The sequence below is a fragment of the Sorangium sp. So ce1504 genome (assembly GCF_051521635.1).
GTDB classification, from domain to species: Bacteria; Myxococcota_A; Polyangia; order Polyangiales; family Polyangiaceae; genus Sorangium; species Sorangium cellulosum_B.
Map to the genome: position 1 here is coordinate 9373031 of NZ_CP150365.1, position 20171 is coordinate 9393201.

At 65.4% G+C, this 20171-nt stretch carries 17 protein-coding genes; 6 read left to right on the forward strand and 11 right to left on the reverse strand.

All coding sequences use genetic code 11. From position 1 onward, the window contains the following. Positions 1-271 precede the first annotated feature (271 nt). Positions 272-802, forward strand: coding sequence for a hypothetical protein (locus WMF39_RS35290; RefSeq protein ID WP_437740866.1), 531 nt, complete (start codon positions 272-274; stop codon positions 800-802). 65 nt (positions 803-867) lie between these two features. Here WMF39_RS35290 and WMF39_RS35295 read toward each other — a convergent pair whose 3' ends face one another. The 5 genes from WMF39_RS35295 to WMF39_RS35315 all read right to left on the reverse strand — a co-directional run bounded on the left by WMF39_RS35295 (position 868) and on the right by WMF39_RS35315 (position 5286). Further along, on the reverse strand, positions 868-1935 hold the full coding sequence (locus tag WMF39_RS35295) for a hypothetical protein (protein ID WP_437740867.1): 1068 nt from the start codon (positions 1933-1935) through the stop codon (positions 868-870). A 44-nt stretch (positions 1936-1979) separates the two neighbouring features. Beyond that, positions 1980-3410, reverse strand: a complete 1431-nt coding sequence (locus WMF39_RS35300) for a M56 family metallopeptidase (protein WP_437740868.1) — start codon at positions 3408-3410, stop codon at positions 1980-1982. After that, entirely contained in the window at positions 3407-3781 is a 375-nt protein-coding gene (locus tag WMF39_RS35305; protein ID WP_437524485.1) for a BlaI/MecI/CopY family transcriptional regulator, read from the reverse strand. Before WMF39_RS35305 ends, WMF39_RS35300 begins: the two co-directional genes overlap by 4 nt. A gap of 104 nt (positions 3782-3885) precedes the next feature. Then, positions 3886-4281, reverse strand: coding sequence for a GFA family protein (locus tag WMF39_RS35310; protein ID WP_437740869.1), 396 nt, complete (start codon positions 4279-4281; stop codon positions 3886-3888). 96 nt (positions 4282-4377) lie between these two features. Next, positions 4378-5286: a pirin family protein gene (locus WMF39_RS35315; protein ID WP_437740870.1), complete on the reverse strand. Its 909-nt coding sequence runs from the start codon at positions 5284-5286 to the stop codon at positions 4378-4380. Positions 5287-5470: 184 nt separating this feature from the next. Here WMF39_RS35315 and WMF39_RS35320 point away from each other — a divergent pair, with 184 nt between their 5' ends. After that, a complete protein-coding gene (locus WMF39_RS35320; RefSeq protein ID WP_437740871.1) occupies positions 5471-5785 on the forward strand; it encodes a hypothetical protein in 315 nt (104 codons plus the stop codon). A gap of 280 nt (positions 5786-6065) precedes the next feature. Here WMF39_RS35320 and WMF39_RS35325 read toward each other — a convergent pair whose 3' ends face one another. From WMF39_RS35325 to WMF39_RS35335, 3 genes are read right to left on the reverse strand one after another with little or no spacing between them, the layout of a single operon-like run. Further along, complete coding sequence (locus WMF39_RS35325) at positions 6066-7895, reverse strand: phosphorylase family protein (protein ID WP_437740872.1); 1830 nt, start codon at positions 7893-7895, stop codon at positions 6066-6068. Continuing rightward, on the reverse strand, positions 7892-10204 hold the full coding sequence (locus tag WMF39_RS35330; RefSeq protein ID WP_437740873.1) for a Piwi domain-containing protein: 2313 nt from the start codon (positions 10202-10204) through the stop codon (positions 7892-7894). The genes WMF39_RS35325 and WMF39_RS35330 overlap by 4 nt, the downstream gene beginning before the upstream one ends. Positions 10205-10237: 33 nt before the next feature. Continuing rightward, on the reverse strand, positions 10238-10453 hold the full coding sequence (locus WMF39_RS35335; protein WP_437740874.1) for a helix-turn-helix domain-containing protein: 216 nt from the start codon (positions 10451-10453) through the stop codon (positions 10238-10240). Between the two features lie 660 nt (positions 10454-11113). On the opposite strand from WMF39_RS35335, the gene hsdR reads away from it, so the two are divergent. The 4 genes from hsdR (at position 11114) to WMF39_RS35355 (ending at position 18006) form a co-directional block, all read left to right on the forward strand. Continuing rightward, positions 11114-13516, forward strand: a complete 2403-nt coding sequence (gene hsdR / locus WMF39_RS35340) for an EcoAI/FtnUII family type I restriction enzme subunit R (protein WP_437748069.1) — start codon at positions 11114-11116, stop codon at positions 13514-13516. Beyond that, entirely contained in the window at positions 13513-14964 is a 1452-nt protein-coding gene (locus WMF39_RS35345; protein ID WP_437740875.1) for an N-6 DNA methylase, read from the forward strand. The genes hsdR and WMF39_RS35345 overlap by 4 nt, the downstream gene beginning before the upstream one ends. After that, on the forward strand, positions 14961-16670 hold the full coding sequence (locus WMF39_RS35350; RefSeq protein WP_437740876.1) for a restriction endonuclease subunit S: 1710 nt from the start codon (positions 14961-14963) through the stop codon (positions 16668-16670). Before WMF39_RS35345 ends, WMF39_RS35350 begins: the two co-directional genes overlap by 4 nt. 268 nt (positions 16671-16938) lie before the next feature. After that, positions 16939-18006 (forward strand): DUF3644 domain-containing protein, encoded by a 1068-nt coding sequence (locus WMF39_RS35355; RefSeq protein ID WP_437740877.1) that lies wholly within the window; start codon positions 16939-16941, stop codon positions 18004-18006. Positions 18007-18291: 285 nt separating this feature from the next. On the opposite strand, the gene WMF39_RS35360 is transcribed toward WMF39_RS35355, so the two are convergent. The 3 genes from WMF39_RS35360 to WMF39_RS35370 form a co-directional block, all read right to left on the reverse strand. Then, the gene (locus tag WMF39_RS35360; protein ID WP_437740878.1) at positions 18292-18504 is read right to left on the reverse strand and encodes a hypothetical protein; all 213 of its coding nucleotides are present in this window, start codon (positions 18502-18504) and stop codon (positions 18292-18294) included. After that, entirely contained in the window at positions 18501-19064 is a 564-nt protein-coding gene (locus WMF39_RS35365) for a sigma-70 family RNA polymerase sigma factor (protein WP_437740879.1), read from the reverse strand. The genes WMF39_RS35360 and WMF39_RS35365 overlap by 4 nt, the downstream gene beginning before the upstream one ends. Positions 19065-19256: 192 nt before the next feature. Continuing rightward, on the reverse strand, positions 19257-20162 hold the full coding sequence (locus tag WMF39_RS35370; protein WP_437740880.1) for a helix-turn-helix transcriptional regulator: 906 nt from the start codon (positions 20160-20162) through the stop codon (positions 19257-19259). Positions 20163-20171 lie beyond the last annotated feature (9 nt).

The following is a 20171-nucleotide window of genomic DNA, read 5'->3' on the forward strand; positions in this document are numbered from 1 at the left end:
CCTGTACCCATCCTGCCCGCGCCGGCGAGCGCGCGCGCACCCACACCGAAGGACAGGCGGCCAGGGTGGATTGGATGGGATCTCGCCAGAGCGCGCGGCCGCGAAGGAGGGAAGGCTGGAAGACCCACGAGCGCTTGGTCCTCGATCGTCGCGCCGCGGGCGGCGACGGAGACACGCGCGGCCCCGTCGTGCACAACGCGGGTGCGGGTACGTCGGTTGCTCCGAGCCCGTCCGCGGCCGGAGCCGGCCGCTCGTACAAGGGAGAGAACGAATGAATCGACTGATTCGACTCGGAGCACTCTCGGCCTTCCTGTCGCTCGTCCTCTGGGGCGGCAAGGACGTGGCGGCCGCTCCGATCCCCGCCGCGCTGAGCAGCAAGCAGCTCAAGGACCTGACGACCGCGGACGAAGGCACCACGTGCCAGTCGCTCACGCCGAACCTCGTGCTCACCAGGCAGGATACCTGCGAGTTCGTCGGGCTCCTGTGGTCCACGGTCGGGCAGGCGTGCACCGTCGTCAGGGACAAGTGCCTGGCCGAGGGCCAGCAGCCGCCGGCGCGAGCGGACGAGGCGGCCACGGCGAGCTGTCTGCCGCCGGCCGAGGCGCGCGTCGGCTGCACCGCGACGGTGGCCGAGTACGAGGCGTGCATGCTGGCGAACGCCGAGAAGGTCCGAGCGCTCAGCTGCGATTCCACGACGAGCGCGCTCGAGGCCCCCGTCGCGGCGTGTGACCTCATCGCGCAGAAATGCCCCGATCTCGGCAACACCGACGAAGGCCAGGGCCAGGGCGAAGACCAGCCCTGACGCCGCCGCAAGGCGCGCCCCGCAGGACCCTGCCCGCCTCGATCCGGCCGCGAGGCGCGCCGCGGCTACAGCGCTGCGCTGCCGATCTGCTGGATCGTCGCCTCCACCCGCAGCCGCTCTCGCTGCTCCGGTGACGACTGGATGAGCTCGTTCAGCTTGCTGTAGATGACATAGAGCTTTCCGTCCCGGAGCACGCCGGTCGTCGGATAGACGTCGCCGAGCCGCTGGACCGCGCGCAACCTCGCGGTGCTCCAGCCGTCCTCGCTCGACAGCGAGAACGCGGCGTTCGACGCGACGCCAGCGGCCTGGTTCGCGACGACCACGAGATCTTTTTTCCCCACCAGGGTCAGCCCGTCGCCGCCCACGAACCGCTCGGCGACATCGACCCTGGCGAACCGCGAGGGGTTCGCGAGCGGCACCTTGAACAAGCTGCCATCGCTCTTCTTGACCACCAGCAAATAGCCATCGGGGTGGACGACCACCCCGTTGAGGTTGATCCCCTCGCCGGCCAATTGCTCGTCCCGCAGGAAGACGGCCGCGTTTCCCTGCGGATCGACCTTGTAGATGGTCGGCGAGAAGCTGTCGGTCACGTAGGCGTTGCCGGCCGAGTCCAGGGCGATGCCGTTCACGAGGTGAGCGCCGGGGGACAGCGGCGCGAGATCCACGTAGTGGATGGCCTTGCCCGTGGAGAGATCGTAGACCCCCACGGCGGCCAGGTTCTTCGGCCCCGCGGCAGATGGCTTGATGCTCGCGCCGAGATCGGAGCTCACCGCCCAGAGCCGCCCCCGCTCGACGTCCACGGCGATGCCGAGCACCGAGCAGAGGCGTGGGTCGTCGACGACACGGGAGACGCCGCCATCGCCGTCCACCGCGTAGATCGCGCCCTCCCTGAACGAGCTCACGAGGAATTTGCCTCGGCTGCCGTCGAATTCGATCGTCTCCGGATACAGCGCTGGCCTGTGGACGGTGATGGGCTGTCCCGTTCGCTCCAGGGTGACGACCTCCGCGCGCGCGCAGCCGGCGGCCGTCAGCCCCATCGTCGCGACCGCGCACAGAGCCCGGGCGGTCAACCCCGCACGCGCCGAGCGCGCAGCCGTGCGCCACGCGCTCGGCGTCCTCTTCATGATCGACATGTCAGCTCCTGTTCTGGACAGGCCCGTGCGGTGTGCGGAGCGCGCTACCGAGGCGCGCTGCCGGACGCCCGCGGGCGCCTCTCCCACGTCGTCCATTCGTCGACGAATCGCTCTTCGATCCAGGCCTTCGCGGCGCGCGCGTGCCTCAGCTCCTGGCGCAGCTCGAGCACGAGCACGGCAGCCTGGGTGTCCTCGCGCTGCGCGTCGGGGAGGAGCAGCGCTTCCTCGAGCCGCGCCTCGATCTCCTGCTCACGGCGCGCGAGCTCGACCATCTGCTCGCTCGCCGCGGCCGCGTCGGGCGGCGATGCCGTCGCGTCGAGGGCAGCGCCACGATCCCGCGCGAGCGCGCCGCCCGCGCCTGACGCGAGCAGCGGCGGCCGCGCGCGCGCCACCTGGACGCTCAGGCCCGCAGCCGCCACGCCGGCCGCGGCGAGGCTGGCGATGGCCCGCCGCCGGCCCCGAGGGCGCGGCGTGGATCGCGCCCGGCTCCCCGCATCCAGGAGGCGCCTGACGCGCGGAAGGAGCGCGCCCGCCGAGCGCGCCATGGCCGGGACCAGCGCGCGCCGCGGGGCGAGCGACGCGCCCGACGCGACCTGGACCAGCGCGCGCGCCAGACCGAGGGGATCCCCCGTGAGCTCGACGGCGCGATCATCGCAGGCGAGCTCCGCTGTCTGGCGGAAGCGGGACGACGCCCAGTGGACGAGAGGATGCGCCCACAGGACCGACTGCACGAGGCCAGCGGCCGGAAACCACAGCCCGTCGCGGCGCTCGATGTGCGCCAGCTCGTGCGCGAACACGGCGTCGACCTCGGCGTCGGTGAGGGCGGCGAGCCTCGCCAGCGGGACGCAGATCTCGGAGGCTCCGATGACGAGCGGGCTGCCGACACCGGCGCTCTCCGTCAGCGCGACCCGGCGCAGCCCGATCCGGGCGCGCAGCCGCTCGAGCCGCTGGAGCAGCCGCGCGTCCTGCACCTCCCTGCGCCCGCGGAGCCCACGCCACAGCAGCAGCGCCGACGAGGCGAACCGCAGCAGCCCCAGCGCGGCCGCTCCGGCCGTGCACGCGGCGAGCAGGTTCCACCCCTGGCTTCCCCCGGCGCGCCACGCCGGCGATCCGGCGCCGGCGCTCTCCCTGGTCGAGCCGCCGGCGTCCGGCGCGGCATCGAGGACCGCCGGCGCGGGGGCGTCCTCGAGCGACAGGACGGCGATCTCTCCAGGAGATGCCGTGTCCCCGGGCGCGCGCTCGAAGCCCCATGACATCGCCGCCGTGAGCAGCACTGTCGCGAGCGGACCGAACAGCGCCATCTTCCAGAGCAGGTGCCGCGTGGAGGACGAGAGGGATCTCCGTCGAGCCAGGAGCGCCGCCGCCCCGGTCCACACCGCGGCGTGGACCGAAGAGGTGAGCAGCAGCGCCAGCCAGAGGGCCGCCATGCCGGGCCAGGCGCCCGGCCCTGCGAGCAGGTGGAGCGCCAGGATCACGCGCCTTTCTCCTTGATCAGCCGCTGCATCTCCTCGAGCTCTTCAGGGCTGAGCTGCTCCGACTCGAGGAGCTGCGCGGTGAGGGCCGACGCCCTGCCGCCGAAGAACGAGCGCAGCACGCGGTGGAGCACGCCCCTGGCCGCCTCCTTCTGGTCGACCGACGCGCGGTACACGAACTGCCTGCCAGACCTCTTGCGCTCCACCCACCCCTGCTGGCTGAGCCGCTGCAGCAAGGTCGCCACCGTCGTGGGAGCGAGCTCCCGCCCGTCCTCCGCCATCGCCGAGACGACGTCCCCGACGGTGCCTTCCCCGACGGCCCAGAGGGCCTTCATCACCGCGAGCTGCAGATCGGTCAGCGCTTCGGTTCCCACGACGACAAGTGTCGTTCATGGACGGCCGTCCGTCAACTACAAATGTAGTCGCGTGAGCTCCGGGGCGGAGGCCGCCGGGATCCCGGGCCCGGTCGGGCCGCGCGCTACGTCGGCAGCTCCTCGAACTGGGGGAAGGCGTCCGTGATCTGATGCCAGGGCGCCTTCGAGCCGACGTGGATGTGGTGATCGGGCCCCTTCGCCGGCGCGCCGTCGAGCGTGCCGAGCTGCACGTGCGCGAACCGCTGCTCGCGGACGACGTCGTACACGGGCGAGAAGCATTGCTGGCAGACGCAGCGGTACCCGTCCTCGGACTCGCCGACCCGGAGCAGGTGCTCCCGCCCCGCGGTGACGCGGAGCCTGTCGATCTCGATCCCGCCGATGGCGGCGCAGGCGGCGCCGGTGCGCCTCCGGCACCTCGAGCAATGGCAGTAGAAGGCGTAGCCGAACGCGTCGTCGACCTCGAAGCGCACGGCACCGCAATAACAAGCTCCGTTCAACATGGCCCGTTGATCTCCCTCGAACGCGGCGCCTGAGAGCGCCGCTCCGGCTCCCTCGAACGCGGCGCCTGGGAGCGCCGCTCTGAACCTCGCGCCCCCTCACCCGTCGGGGAACGGGATGAACTCGATGTCGTCGCCCGGCACCTTGGGAAAGAGCCCTGCCTTCCAGTCCTGCTTCGCGCGCTCGATGCGCTCCGGCGAGCTCGAGACGAAGTTCCACAGGATGTGGCGGTCGCCGTCGAGCGCGGCGCCGCCGAGGAGCATCACGCGGCTCTGCGAGAGCGCGTGGAGCTCCGGCTGCGCTCCCGCGCGGAACACGAGCATCGTCCCCTCGCCGAACTGCTGGCCCTCGCAGCCGACCGACCCGTCGATCACGTAGGCCGCGCGCGCCGCGTGCTCCTCGGGCAGCGGGAGCGTCGCGCCCGGGTCGAGCTCCGCGTGGACGTAGAGCGTCGGCGACAGGACGCCGACCGGCGAGCGCGCGCCGTAGGCCTCCCCCGCAATCACGCGCAGCACGGCGCCTTCCCGGGTGACGACGGGGATCGTCGCCGCCGGGTGGTGCTCGAAGCGGGGCGCGTCCTCCTCGTGCTCCATCGGCAGCGCGAGCCAGCACTGGACGCCGTGGAGGTGCGCCGCGTGCGCCAGGTCGCCGCGCTCGGAGTGGACGATGCCGCGCCCGGCGACCATCCAGTTGACGTCGCCCGGCCGGATCGGCTGCGCCGTGCCGAGGCTGTCGCGGTGGAGGATCTCCCCCTCGAACAGGTACGTCAGCGTCGCGAGCCCGATGTGCGGGTGCGGGCGCACCGAGATGCCCTGCCCCACGGCGAAGCGCGCAGGGCCCATGTGGTCGAAGAAGACGAACGGGCCGACGAGCCGGCGGCGGACCGACGGCAGAACGCGTCGCACGGAGAAGCCGCCCAGATCGCGGGCGCGCGCATCGATGACGAGCTCGATCGCGTTCGCGGACGAGTCCACGCAGGCGGGTTCATGGTCGGCGTAACGGCTCATCGGGGGCTCCTTCGCAGCGCTGGGCGGGGGTGCGCGGGGCGTCGCCTCGGTCCAGGGATCGCTACCCTAGCCCAGGAGGCGCTCCGGATGTGTAGCGGCGCGTCGCCCAGGTGTTTGTGTGGCTGCGTGTGAGGTGGTGCCAAGCCGCCGGGGGCCTGCCGTGAGCGCGGAACCGGGGAAGTTCTTGGGCAACGATTTTGCCGTGCCGAACCGTCGCGAACCGTCGCTTTTGCCGCAATTCTGGGGGCACCAGACCACCGATCGCACCCCTTCGGAAGGCATGGCCCCAACCCCGGCCCAAGCGGCAAGCCCCGGGCACGGGGAGCTCGCGATGGTCGATCCGTCGCCTCGGGCCGCCGTGGTCGCCTCGCTCGCCGAGACGCTTACCCGCGCCGTCGCGCTTGGAGATGAGACAGCAGCCCGCGTCGTTCACGATGCGATCGGTCGGCTGCTCGGACTGTCGGCGGTACCGGAGGGGCGAGCGCGCTCGCGCCCGTAACGTAAGGGGAGGCCTACCGCCGCCGGGAGGTGGTCTCCGCGGGTCCGCACGGCATGGCCGAGGGCTTTAGCCGCAATTTGGGGGGGCACGTGACATGCCGGGCGTGCCCGACCTCAACATAGTCGCGCATCGACCGCACAAGCCAACTCATGTTGAAGCGCAGCTAGCACGATCGCTCCTCGCCCGTCATCGATAGATGACTGTGGTGGACCCGGTGCGTGAAACGACCCCACGTTCTTGCCGGAGACATAGATGGTCGCGTTACCTGAGTAGCATACCCTCATCGGCGAAGAACGACATTGCACATGCCATCAGGCCCAGCGTCGAACATCGCGCTTCGGAAGTAGCCATCCTTTTTCAGGTGAATTGCGGCGGCGTGGAGGTCACCCGCACGACCTCCCATCCAGGTTTGGATCTCGCGCCACGTCGCCGTCACCTCGCCGTTTACATCTGCCCGGGCACCAAGCACTCGAAGCAATGCCTCCTCGATCGTTTCGGCCGAGCCAGGTTTTGTAGCGACTTCAGCGCCACCTGGCAGGACTCCCGCTTCCAACAGGCTCCAGAGAAAGTCTGTCGCGTTCTCCATCGCGTAGTGCCTAAGCACGCCTTCGCCGATCTGATCCAGCTTGGCCTTGCGATCGTCGCCGAAATCCGAAACACCACGGATCACCAGGGTATCGCGTCGTTCGGGATCCATGTGCGAGGCAATCATTAGTCCACCGGCCTCCATCTCGACGGCCAAGCAAGCACGGTCCCCAGCACGAATCCAGGCTACGAACTCTTTCGACGTGACTACAAGGGGACCGCTGGCGACGTGGCCCTCCTTTTGCGACGGCCGCTCGCGAAGCAGCCCGTCCTTCAACAGCGCGTCGACTTCTGCAGGAAGCGCTCCTCTCCGCGTCGTGCAACGCGCCTGCCATTTCAGAAAGCTCGCCCTGTTCGCAAACTCGAAGTTCCTCACCCGTTCAAGGATCGCATGGTTCGTCTTGAAGCTGTCGCTTCCGCGCTGAAACGGCGGGCCAGCAGTGCCGTCAGCGACCTTTGCGCCTTCGAGGTAGTTGTTCACTTCGGATGCCACAACCACGTCACCCAATTTCACGTCACCGTGAACACCACCCGCTATACCGACGATCGCGATGAGTGAGGGGTCCCATCGCCCGATCATCTTCTCGGCAATGACGCCAATCCGGTTCGTGCCCATCTCGCCCACGAGCGTCGCGACGCATCGATACGGACGGACACCTGCGAGGGTCGGGACATCGAATAGGTAGTAGGAACGACCGCCATCCTCGACGTGCGTGTGGCGACTCTCGAAGCGATCGAAGAGGATGCGAAATTCCTCCTTGAGGGCGACGACGATACCAACGTTGCAGCGCCCATCCTCCGCGGGCAGCTCGTCGTCAGGCAGCGCGAGACTTGCTTCGAGCGCCGCGAGCACCACCATCGCGCCGAAGTCGGCCGTCGGTGTGTAAGAGCCTCCCGCGACTAGCGAGAGAAGGTGTCCGTCTAGATCCGCTGAAAGACCTGGGAACAACTTGCGCCCGACGCCCTCATCGACCCGACGTAGCAAGAGGGCGGCTGCGACGTGCTCAGGAGATCGGTCATCAACCTCGACGGTCGAGCGTACTGTGGCGGAGATGGTGGCCGCGACAATGGCGCTCACGGCCGCATCCGAGCAGGCCATCTCGCCCAACCCTTCGCGCAGCTGCTGGCATAGCGCCTCATCTTGAACTGCCCTGGCCAGCAGGAAAAGTCCACAGGCGCACAGGGCATCGTCAGCGTAGCCGGTTCGCTCCGCCGTATGAGCGGCACGTCGCCCAATGGCTTCGAGCGCCCTCCTGAGTTGGTCCGCTGCGGCGTGTCCGAGCAGGCCTGCCGCGAGCAAGTACCCGAGCGATCCCAGATAGGGAAGCTCGGTCAGGCGCGTTGCGTCGACGACGGGCCGGAGATTTCGCTCAAAGGAAGACCGCTTTTCTCCCGCTCTTCTCGCAAGGAAGACCGCCGCATTCCGTCTTACGTCGCCGACTTCTCGCGTTTCCTGGACGACAAGCGCGCGTAGTGACCTCACCGCGTCGAGCGCGATCGTTTGGGCGGCGGAACCGGTCGTCATAGGAACCAGCGACTCCTTCGAAGGCGCGTGTCGAGCAGGTCGTCCGACCATCCGGGCAAGGTAGACAGTCGCACGAGCAACTTGGCGATCAGGCGCGGGTAGAAGATCGTCACGGGCTCCGTCACGGGCAGCATAGACCGCCACGAGAGGCCCGTAAATTGAAAGACCTGACGGGTTAGCGCTGTCATGTCGGCGTACGTCGAACTCTTGTGCAGCGTGATCTGAAGGGGCTGAGGGATCGACTCTCCTTCACGCTTTATCAGCAGGGGACCGTTTACGCAGAGCAGTCGTTTCGACCTCCCAAGATCGATAGCGAGACCGCGTTGGGGCGCGCATTCGCCGACCCGAGCCTTCCCGCTGCTCCCGTCAAGACGCTCGACGAAAACTTCCTTCCCGCGCTCTTGCGGAGCGATAACCTTTAATGGATGGTCGGTTTCGATGGTCATAAAGGCGCTCTCGAACTGGATCCCGTCGCCTAGGGTGCGAATCGCGATCTTCGCGATAGTGTCAACCTCGTTGCCGGTTAGCGGCTTGGGCGCGTGAAAAACGAGTCTCACAACATCCCCTGACGTCCACCCCTGCTCTTTGGCCAGTCGCCCGAGCGTGTCGCGCACCGAGGCAGCGAGAGTCTCTGGGTATTTCTCGTACTCGCAACGCGGTGAACCGGCCGCAAGCAGATACGTGCCGTCACTACTGAAGACGGTGGTGATGCCCATTACCCTTCGGAGCGGCGAGTAGCGCCCGCCGAACTGTGCGTGCGCCATACCAATGATGACTTCCTTTGTGAGAGGCGGGGTTGGACGAATCGTCCACGGACAACCGCCGAGCTTCGCGTAGATGGCAACGGCAATGTTCTCCAGGATGTACGGCAACCCCGCGGTGCGCGTCCTCATGACGGAGAGGCGCACCTCTTGCGAAGGAATGCCCTGAGCGAGGAGAAACGACTTTGCCGCGAGGTAGGGGTTGTCGGCTTCGACGAAGGCGTCCTCGTCGCGAACGACTATAAGCGCGACATCGGGCGCCCGCTCGCGCCCGAGCTGCTCGCGAAGTACGTCCACATAGCGTTGGCCGACAAGTCCTCTGGCCCCAAGTACCACGGGGGCGAATCGCGTGGCGAGCCGAGACAATCGGTAGGTGCCGACAAGCCCCCGAGCAAAGCGATCCTTGCCATCAGCCGCCATTCCGTCCCGCAGGCGGCGCACGAACCGATCCACGTCGTCGCGCGCTTGCTCGGGGCACACCACGAGAAGGCGCGGCTCCTTAATGTCGAAGGTGGTTCCGTCAAATGGACCGAATTTGTCCAGACCGCTCGCGGGGTACTTGTCGATCGCCGTCCGATCCCAGGAGAAGCAGTATTCAACCGGCGGAAGCTGCTTTGCAGATGGCGTCCGACCGCTGACCGTGAGTGGAACGATGTCACCGAAGCTGATGGCGATGGAAGGCGCGATGGCGAGCAGTCCAGTACTTCTCAGGTGGTCGGCCACCTGCTGAAGGCGTGCTACGTAGCCCTGACCGCATACTTCTTTCGCTCGCAGAGCCCACTCGGCCTGCCTGAGCCGCTCGTAGAGTTCGCGGCCAAGCGCTTGCTCGAAGAGCGACGCAAACGTGTCGGATGATGACTCAACATACTGGGCTTGGCCGTTGATTGTGGTCTCGCATGACCCATCGTGAAGGACGACGCGCCCTTCCTCGGCTCGAACGATGCGGCCAAGCCACCTCCTTGAGCCCACGTCTTCCGTTTCGAAGACATCAAGACCGCGCAGTTGAAAGCCGCGCTGGATCAATTCGGCGACCGTCGCGATGATTTCCTGATGCCGCCGGAACTCAACGGTCATCATGAGCGATGCTCCACGTCCTGCGACGTGTTCACAGCGGACGCGAAACACGGTGCGATGGAAGCGATGAAACCCTGCGAGCTTATCCAGACGCACGCGCCCAAGGTGCTCAAACGCGGCGTCGATGAGGTCGTCTTTTCGCCGAATACGCTCCAGCCCCCATCGGATTCGTCGTAGTTTCAGCTTGGGGAGAAGGTCTACGAGTCGATGTTCAACGAGGCGCGCGATTCCGGGGAGGTGCTCCTGGACGGGGAGCGCTTCAAGTGGGGGGCCCTCAATTTTTGCAGCCTCGTGCCGGGGGACAACGAGTACCTCGGCGTCCTTCGGTCGGCCTCGATGTCGATAGACGTAGAGATCGCTCTGCTCTTTGAGCGCTTGAAAGGCGTTGTCCCCCTCGTAGGCTCGAAGCGCCCCTCGGAACTCCGACTGCTCGATTTTGATCGCCACAGCCGACAGGACGAGGCTGTCCCTCACCACACTGGTGTGCTGGTGCCGTTGAGCCATTTGCTACGCGGTTCGCTCCCCCTCGACGATCTGCTTCCGCAGCTTCATCACATCCTCGCGCAAATACATGCGATAAGCGTTGATTGGGTGCCGGCGCGCAGGAAATTTCCCCACATCGTCCCACCGGCGCATCGTCGGCAGGCTGACGCCGAGCAGCTTCGCGGCCTGGGCGATCGTGATCAGATCCGCGGGCTCCGGTTGGCGACGGCGGCGGCTCACGAGCGGCAGGCTAACCAACCTTGATCAGGTCGGCAAGCTGGGCGTAACCTCGACCGTATGGCGAGGCTGGCCCCCGATGGAACGCTCGACGCGATCCTCGCGATGCAGCTCACGATTCGGAGGGCGTGCGAAGGTCGATGCTCGTCGCGTTGCCTCGGCTGGTGGCACACGGATCTGATCGATGAGGCGGGCGGCGATGACTAGTTCGCGCGGCTCCTTCCGCAGACGCATGCCTGGGCGTCCCTCGGAACCGTGGGTGAAGCTGCCCGGCGGACCGATGCGAAGGCTCGCACAAAGATGTGCCGACACCGATATGACGCGGGCGCTCCACGTCCTCGGGTGCGAGCTGGACGAGCACGCGGGCGGGCGACATGCCGCGCTACCCGCGTTGGCGGCCCGTGAATTGTCTGCGTTCGCGAAGGCTAGCGGAGGGATCCTCGTCGAGGGCAGCAGGGCGCGCAGGCCGCGATGCGGAGCGGCACCGGCGCGAGCCGCTCGTGTCGGGAGCCCCGCGGGCGCCACCAGGTCGCGGTGCGGCCCTCGCTCGCGACGGGATGCGGCCGCGACTCAGCCGCGTCCATCGCCGCAGACTGGTCAGGAACGAGCCCGAGCTCGCGCCCGCTACCGCCTCAACGGCGCGCAAGGACGATGATGGCCTCCCTGAACAAAAAGGACCTCTCGGAGAGGGACGTCTGCACGAAGTACATCACCCCGGCGATCGTACGGGGCGGGTGGGACGTGCAGGTTCAGGTCCGTGAGAACGTCCACCTGACCAAGGGCCGGGTGATTGTCCGGGGAAAACTGGTCAGCCGGGGGAAGGCGAAATTCGCGGACTACGTTCTCTACTTCAAGCCTAACCTCCCCCTCGCGATCGTCGAGGCCAAGGACAACAACCACGGGGTGGGGGACGGGATGCAGCAGGGGCTCGGCTACGCCGAGATGCTCGACGTGCCCTTCGTGTTCTCCTCGAACGGCGACGGCTTCCTCTTCCACGACCGGACGGGCCAAGCCGCGAAGACCGAGGAGCAGCTCACCCTCGACCAGTTCCCTTCGCCCGAGGAGCTGTGGCGTCGGTATTGCGCCTGGAAGGCGATCACCCCGGCCTCCGAGGCGATTGTCGCTCAGGACTACTACTCCGACGCCTCCAAGGCTCCCCGCTACTACCAGGTCAAAGCCGTCAACCGCGTTATCGAGGCCGTCGCGAAGGGGCAGGACCGCATCCTGCTCGTGATGGCTACGGGCACCGGCAAGACGTACACGGCCTTTCAGATCATCTGGCGCCTCTGGAAGGCGGGGGTGAAGAAGCGGATCTTGTTCCTCGCGGATCGCAACATTTTGATCGACCAGACCAAGACGAACGACTTCAAGCCGTTCGGCGGGGCGATGACGAAGATCACAAACCGCAAGGTGGACAAGTCGTTCGAGATTTACCTCGCGCTCTACCAGGCGATCTCCGGAACCGAGGAAGAAAAGGACATCTTCCGGCAGTTCTCCCCCGAGTTCTTCGACCTCATCATCGTGGACGAGTGCCACCGAGGCAGTGCTGCCGACAACTCCGCGTGGCGCGAGGTGCTCGACTACTTCTCGTCGGCCACCCAGGTCGGCCTCACGGCGACCCCGAAGGAGACGGCGGATATCTCCACAACGCACTACTTTGGCGAGGCCGTCTACACGTACTCGTTGAAGCAGGGGATTGAGGACGGCTTCCTCGCCCCTTACAAGGTGGTCCGCATCGATCTCGACAAGGACCTCGCCGGGTGGCGACCCGAGAGGGGCAAGCTCGACAAGTTCGGGCAAGAGATCGAAGACCGCATCTACAACCAGCGGGACTTCGATCGGACCCTCGTCCTGGAGAAGCGGACCGAGCTCGTCGCCCAGAAGGTCACGCAATTCCTCGCGGCCACCGACCGGTTCGACAAGACGATCGTGTTCTGCGAGGATATCGACCACGCCGAACGGATGCGGCAGGCCTTGGTGAACCAGAACGGCGACCTCTGTGCCCAGAACCGTAAATACGTGATGCGGATCACTGGGGATAACCCCGAGGGCAAAGCCGAACTCGACAACTTCATCCACCCGGAAGAGCGCTACCCCGTCGTGGTCACGACCTCGAAGCTCATGACGACCGGGGTGGACGCGAAGACGTGCAAGATCATCGTCCTCGACCAGACGATCCGCTCGATGACCGAGTTCAAGCAGATCATCGGTCGGGGTACGCGGATTGACGAGGACTACGGGAAGCTCTACTTCACTATCCTCGACTTTCGGAAGGCCACCGAGCTCTTCGCCGACCCAGACTTCGACGGCAATCCCGTCCAGGTCTACCGGCCCGATGACGGCGACTCGATCGCTCCTCCCGACGAACACGCGGGTGAAGACGCTGTACCGGGCGGACCTGATGGTATCGGCGCCGGAGCTGACAGCGGACCGGGCGGTCCAGGTCCGGGGCCTGAAGGCGACGGAGCCGACGGCGGAGGCAAGCGCATCAAGTACGTGGTGCAGGACGTGCCCGTGTATGTCGTGGCCGAGCGGGTCCAATACTACGGCAAGGATGGCAAGCTCATCACCGAGTCGCTGCGCGACTACTCGAAAAATGCTATCCGAGAGCGGTTCACGAGCCTCGACGCGTTCTTGAAGACGTGGAGCGAGGCCCACCGCAAGCAGGCCATCATCAAGGAGCTCGAAGAGCAGGGCGTCTTCTTTGAGGAGCTCGCGAAGGAGGTCGGCAAGGAGCTCTCCGCCTTCGATCTCATCTGCCACGTGGCCTTCGACCAGCCCCCGCTCACGCGGAAGGAGCGGGCGAACAACGTCCGAAAGCGGAACTACTTCACCAAGTTCGGTGACGCGGCCCAGGCCGTCCTCGAAGCGCTCCTTGACAAGTTCGAGCGCGAAGGCGTGGACGACATCGAGAACATCCGTGTGCTCCAGGTGCAGCCGATCTCTCAGCTCGGCACGCCAGTCGAGCTGGTGCAGCGGTTCGGTGGCAAGGGGCCGTACTTGAAGGCAGTGCGAGGGCTCGAAGACGAGCTCTACGAAGCGAACCAGGGACCGAAGAGCGCATGAGCATTGGCACGACGATCAAGACCATCCAGGACATCATGCGAAAGGACGCGGGTATCGACGGTGACGCCCAGCGGATAAGCCAGCTCGTCTGGATGATTTTCTTGAAAGTATTCGACGACCACGAGGCCCAGAAGGAGCTGCTTGAAGACAACTACAAGAGCCCGATCCCGACGCGGCTACGGTGGCGTTCGTGGGCAAAGAATGCCGAGGGCATCACCGGCGAAGAGCTTGCCGACTTCATCAACAACGACCTCTTCAAGACGCTGAAGGAGCTCCCCGCGACGGGGAGGAACTCAGCGCTCGCCGGGGTGGTTCGGGGTGTCTTCGAGGACGCTTTCAACTACATGAAGTCCGGCACTTTGATCCGCCAGGTGGTCAACAAGCTCGAAGAGGTGGACTTCAATCGGGCTTCGGACCGCCACGAGTTCGGGGACGTCTACGAGAAGCTCCTCTCGGACCTACAGAACGCCGGCAACGCCGGGGAGTTCTACACGCCGCGGGCCGTGACTCAGTTCATCGTGGATCAGGTGGATCCCAAGCTCGGCGAGAAGATCCTCGATCCAGCTTGCGGCACCGGCGGGTTTCTCACCTGCGCAATCGAGCACATGCGGAAGAAGTACGTGAAGACCACTAAAGACGAGGAGGTCCTTCAGGCTAGCATCCACGGCGTCGAGAAGAAGCCTCTCCCGCACCTCCTCTGCGTCACGAACATGCTGTTCCACGGGATAGAGGTCCCCTCTAGTATCCGGCACGATAACACGCTCGCGCGTCCGCTGAGGGACTACGCCCCGAAGGATCGGGTCGATGTCATCATCACGAACCCGCCTTTCGGAGGGATGGAAGAGGACGGAATAGAGAATAACTTTCCGGCAAACTTCCGCACGCGAGAGACAGCCGACCTGTTCTTGGTCCTTCTGATGGCGCTCTTGAGACCGGACGGGCGGGCCGCCCTCGTTCTCCCGGACGGGACGCTCTTCGGTGAAGGGATCAAGACGCGCATCAAGGAGAAGCTACTCGAAGAGTGCAACCTGCACACGATCGTCCGGTTGCCAAAGGGCGTCTTTAGCCCGTACACGGGCATCAAAACGAACCTGCTCTTCTTCACGAAGGGCGAGCCCACGAAACACGTGTGGTTCTATGAGCATCCCTACCCGGCGGGCTACAAGAGCTACTCGAAGACGAAGCCGCTTCGCATCGAGGAGTTCGCCCCCGAGAAGAAGTGGTGGGGAAAGCGCAAGGAAACCGACCAGGCGTGGAAGGTCTCCATTCAGGACATCAAGGCCAGAAGCTACAACCTCGACATCAAGAACCCGCGGGCCGTCGATGATGGTCCAGGTGATGCCGAACAGCTCTTACAGCAGTACCGGGAAGCCGCTGCCGAGGCTGCCAAGATCCGGAACCAGCTCCGTGATGAGCTGCGAGCCGCTATTGAAGGGGCGAGGAGATGAGCGTTCAGATCCCCTTGTTCGAGAAGACGAGTTCGAAGACATCGAAGGTGCCGGCGCGGGTCGCGGAGATGGTGGGCGACGGGTTCGACGTGAGGAAGTTCGTCGAGAACTTTGAGGTTCTCTCCGAGGCCACGGGAGGCGTCTCCGCACTGCGGCGGTTGGTCCTTGAACTGGCTGTCCGAGGACGCTTCACCTCATCACGTCCAGCTGCCCATAAGGATGTCGAAGCGCCGTATCCGGTTCCGGACGATTGGTGCTGGAGCCATGGTGACGACGTGTTCTCTTTCGTGACAAGCGGTTCTCGTGGCTGGGCAAAGTACTACGCCGACGAAGGACCACTCTTTCTGCGCATCGGAAATTTAGACTACGAGACGACGAACCTCGATCTCAACAGCCTTCAACATGTTCAACCGCCAACTAATGCGGAGGGCGTCCGAACCCGAGTTGAACCAGGCGACATCCTGATCTCGATCACCGGAGACACGGGGATGGTCGGGTTGGTGCCTCCGAACCTTGGAGAGGCGTACATCAACCAGCATATCGCGCTGGCGCGGCCTGGCCCTAAGGTCGTGCCGGCCTTTGTGGCCCGTGCTCTGACTACACCCTCTCTTCTGGGCCGGTTGCAGGGTGCCCAGCGAGGAATCAAGAACAGCCTCGGGTTGGAGGACGTACGCAGGTTGAGAATCCCGCTCCCGCCCCTCGCCGAGCAGAGGCGCATCGTTGCCAAGGTCGATCAGCTCATGACCCTTTGCGACCACCTCGAAGCTCGGCAGGCCAAGAAACGCGAGACCGGGACCCGGCTCACCAAGTCGGCCCTCGAAGCTCTCACCTCCGTCGAGGGGCCGGAGGAGTTCGACGCCGCGTGGAAGAGGGTCGTCGAGAACTTCGATGTGCTCATTGACCGGGCGGAGAGCGCCGTCGAGCTCAAGAGCGCCATTCGCAACCTCGCGATACGCGGCGCGCTAACGAACCGCAAAATAAACGAGGAATTGGGCGCGACTCAGCTAGAACGGATCGAGGCAGAACGGCAGAGGCGGGTTGGAGCAAAGGAGGTTCGTCGCATGGATTCCATCCCTCCAGTGAACAGCGACGAAGTGCCATTTCCGGTCCCGGCTTCTTGGTCATGGACGCGGTTGGGTAACTTATGCTGGAAGGTTGCTGATGGCCCACACTTCTCCCCGAAGTACGTGGCGAAGGAGGGAGGCGTTCCCTTCTTGTCCGGGCGAAACGTCAAGGTCGATGGCTTCGAGCTTGAGAACATGAAATACGTCTCCCCCGAAGACCATCGGACGTTTTGCGATCGAATAAAGCCGGAGCCCGGCGATATTCTCTACACGAAGGGTGGCACAACGGGCGTTGCCCTCGTGAACAACCTGGACTTCGAGTTCAGTGTATGGGTTCACGTTGCCGTGCTGAAGCTCTATCTCGCGAACGTCTTCCCGCAGTATGTGGCGATGGCATTGAACAGTCCTCATTGCTACGCCCAGTCGCAGAAGCTCACACACGGCACGGGTAACCGAGACCTCGGCCTAACTCGGATGGTCCTCATCACCTTGCCTCTTCCTCCGTTGGAGGAGCAGAAGCGCATCGTCACCAGGGTCGAGCAGCTCATGAAGGTCTGCGACGAACTCGAAGCCCGTCTACGCCGAGCCGAGAACCGTGCGGCCAAGCTCGTCGAGGCCGTCGTCCAAGAGCTCATCGCATAGCGGGGCCATGGCGAACGGGAACAAGAAGACTGCGAAGCCCTCGACCGCTAAAGTCGAGAAGGTCCGACGCTCGTACCAGTTCCTTCTGGCACACGAGCAGGCCGGGACGACGTTCACCATCGATGAGCTCGTCACGGCGACCGGATGGAAGCGCGGCACGATCGGCACCTACCTGAAGAAGAAGTGGGGGCAGCTCGTCCACAAGGGTACGCATGGATTTCGCGCTGTCGGCGTCAGCGGCTTCACGGAGGCCGAGTACGTCCGCCTGATGTCCCAGAAGGACGAGGTGAGCGTCGACCCAAGGCGCCCCGATCTCGACCCCGAGGTCGAGGCTCTCGTGCGCAAGGCTCGGGAGTCCGCCCTGCTGGCGCTCCACGTCTACAACGCCCCCGCCACCGTGTTCCGAACCGAGGGGTTTGCGGTGCTGATGGTGATCGCATGGACCTCGCTCTTCCATGCCGTTTTCGAGCAGAGGTCCGAGAGCTACTTCTACACGGAGCCGGACGGCGTTACGCCGAAGCTCGTGGACGGCGACAAAAAGGCTTGGGAACTCGATACGTGCATGAAGAAGCTCTGGGCCGCTGCCGATCACGCGATGAGGCGAAACCTCGACTTCTTCATCCGCCTCCGTAACCGGGTCGAGCATCGGTACGTTCCGGCGATCGATCCCCACGTTGCAGGGGAGTGTCAGGCGCTCCTCCTGAACTTCGACGAGATGCTCGTCCAGCACTTCGGGACGTACTACGCCATCCGGGAGTCGCTCGCGGTCCCGTTACAGACGACGGCCCTACGTACCGCCGGCCAGACCGAGGCGCTCCGAAAGCTCCAGGCGAAGCACTTCGACGACGTGAAGGAGTTCATCGACGCCTACAGGACGGGCCTGCCGAGCCCGCTCTACGAGGACTCCAGGTTCGCCTTCCGAGTCTTTCTCGTGCCGAAGACAGGCAACCACGCGAACACGTCCGACCTTGCGTTCGAGTTCATTAAGTACGACCCGAACCGTCCGGAGGACATGGCCCAGATCCAGAAGCAGATTGCTCTCATAAAAGAGCGGCAGGTGCCGGTGGCAAATGCGCACCTGCTCTCTCCGAAGGCGGTTGCGAAGGAAGTCGCCTCGAAGATCGGGCGGCCCTTCAACATTCACCACCACACGCTGGCGTGGGCCCGGTATAAGGTACGCAGATCAGGCTTCGATCCGGGCGGATGCAACACGCGGTATTGCGTCGCGGATCCGAGGCACCGGGACTACAGTTACACGCCCGAGTGGGTGGACTTGCTCGTGACGAAGCTCGCCGACCAGGTCGAGTACGACGCACTCGTGAACGAAAAGGCGTAGAGGCAGCTCTTCGGAAGGAGATCCGGGGGGATAACCAGACAGGCGTGCATAAGCCGGGCGCGCATGCTCGACCGCTGCGATCGTCCAGGCGTTCGAACGCGTCGGCACGCGCAGGCACGACGCCGGCCACCGGACCGCGCACGGGCGCCTTGCCGGCGACGAGCGACTCGAGCGCGAGTTCGGCGCCCCCCGGCCGCAGCGTGGACGCGGCGGGCGTTTGCACACCTCGGCGGGCTCGCTGATGACGCTGGCCCTGACCCCTCTCTGAGGCGGGTTCGTCGGCACCTAGCTCGAGGCCTCGTCGTCACTCAAAAGCACACCAATCTTGTCGAGCGGCTCTCGCTTGACGCGCTGGCGGTTCAGATCGTCCTCGTAACCGGCTGCGACAGGTGACACCTTGATGACCTCTTTGATCATCATGAGAGCGTCGATGGTCCGCTCGGCCTCATGGTCGTCCAAGTCGCGCCGGAAGTGCACAACCAGGCCTTTGATGCTCATTGCGACCCCACTCTCCGGGCGAATGTCTCCATGGTTACCCGAAGCCCGATGATGTCGCGCAGCACACCGATGGCCTTTGTGCGTCGCTTGTAGAGCGTAGAGAGAGGTAGCCCCGCGTCTTCTGCCACCTGGGCCATCGGGATCCCATCCAGGTCGTGTGCCACGAGAACAAAGCGCAGCTTCGGATCGAGCGCGTTCACCGCGTCGATGGTGGCCGTCCTGATGCTGTCGGACTCCATCGTAGCAGCGGCATTCGGCGCTGGATCGGCCACATCGTTGAAATCGACGAGCTCCTCCCTGCGGCACTCCGTACGCTCGTGATAGTGTGATGCAACGTGTACGGTGATCGCGTTCAACCAGCGTTCCGGCCTGCCGCGTCTCGGATCGAACCTGGGCCAGCTCTCCCAGGCATTGAGCCAGACTTGGCCTGCGACGTCGGTACGATGGCACCGGCGGACCCCCAGCCTTTCCAGCCAGCGCAGCACGGCACGAACCTGCGCCGGGCAAAACAGGCGCGCGTGCGCGGCGGCTCGCTCGTCTTCATTCGACGGACGACCCATGGCTTTACCCTCCCCCTCGGGCAATCGCCCGTAATCTGACGATGCTGCGTGTCCGCACTGTGCGGCACCGGTTCGCGGTCTTCGCTGTCCGCTACCAAAGGAAGACGTCAGCCGTAGCTGCTCAGTTCCCGTTGCGCCGGCATGCTTGCGAGCAGGCGCCTGATGGCGTGTAGCTGCGAGGCGCGGTGGCGCTCATCCATGGCTCCCTACTCCCGGAAGGGTCGTGTTCAGCGGCGAGCGCTCTGCTTCCTCCCAATCGGACCCGTTGGCGGAGCTCGCCCCTCCTTCGTCGCGCTGTAGCGGGAAGCTCGTCAGTGTGGCAGCACGACGGGCGGACTCTGGCCCCGTGGCGGTGCGAACAGGAAGCGGCGACCGAAGCCGCAGCTGTGGAGGCGGCGGGAGCTTCGCCCGCGGGCTCCTGGCCGCAAGCTCGGGAGACGGCACCACGGGCGGAGGAACGTCGAGCGCGCGGGGAGGTATCGTGGGCGGGAGCGGCGGCGCCGAGCTCGGCGCGGGTGACGACGCCGGATGCGCCGAGCACTCGCGCTTGGTGACGGGCTCGCCGACCTGGATCACCACGGTCTCCTCGGCATCCGTCCGGTGGTCGTCGTGCAGCTGCCAGAGGCGCTCCCAGTACCGCGCCGGCGTGCCGGTGAAGGCCTCCAGCTGCCGGGCAAGGCCGGGCGTCATCGGGAAGTCGCTCCTCAGCAACCGTTCCACCTCCCTCGGCTCCAACCCCGTGCTCTCGGCCAGCTTCCTCCTCCACGAAGGCATCGTCGCGCAGAACGACTCGAGGACCCTTCCTGGCCAGGGGACGGGGCGCGCACGGGCGTCTGTCAGCTCCGCGAGCGCCGCGTCGACGTGACAGTCCAGAAGGCGCCGATATCGGTCCCGCTCCCCCACGGCTTGCTCCTTCGCATCGGTGAGGGCTGCCTCGTCGTCGTCATGCGCGTGCTCACGCGCCTCGCGAAGCCCGCGCTCCCGTCCCAGCGCTTCGCGCGCGGTGACGGCGAAGCCGATCGCGACGCAGGCTATCATTGCGAGCCCGAGCGGCGAAATGAGCCACATCGCACCAAGTAGATCCTCCATCGTATTCATCGCGTTTCG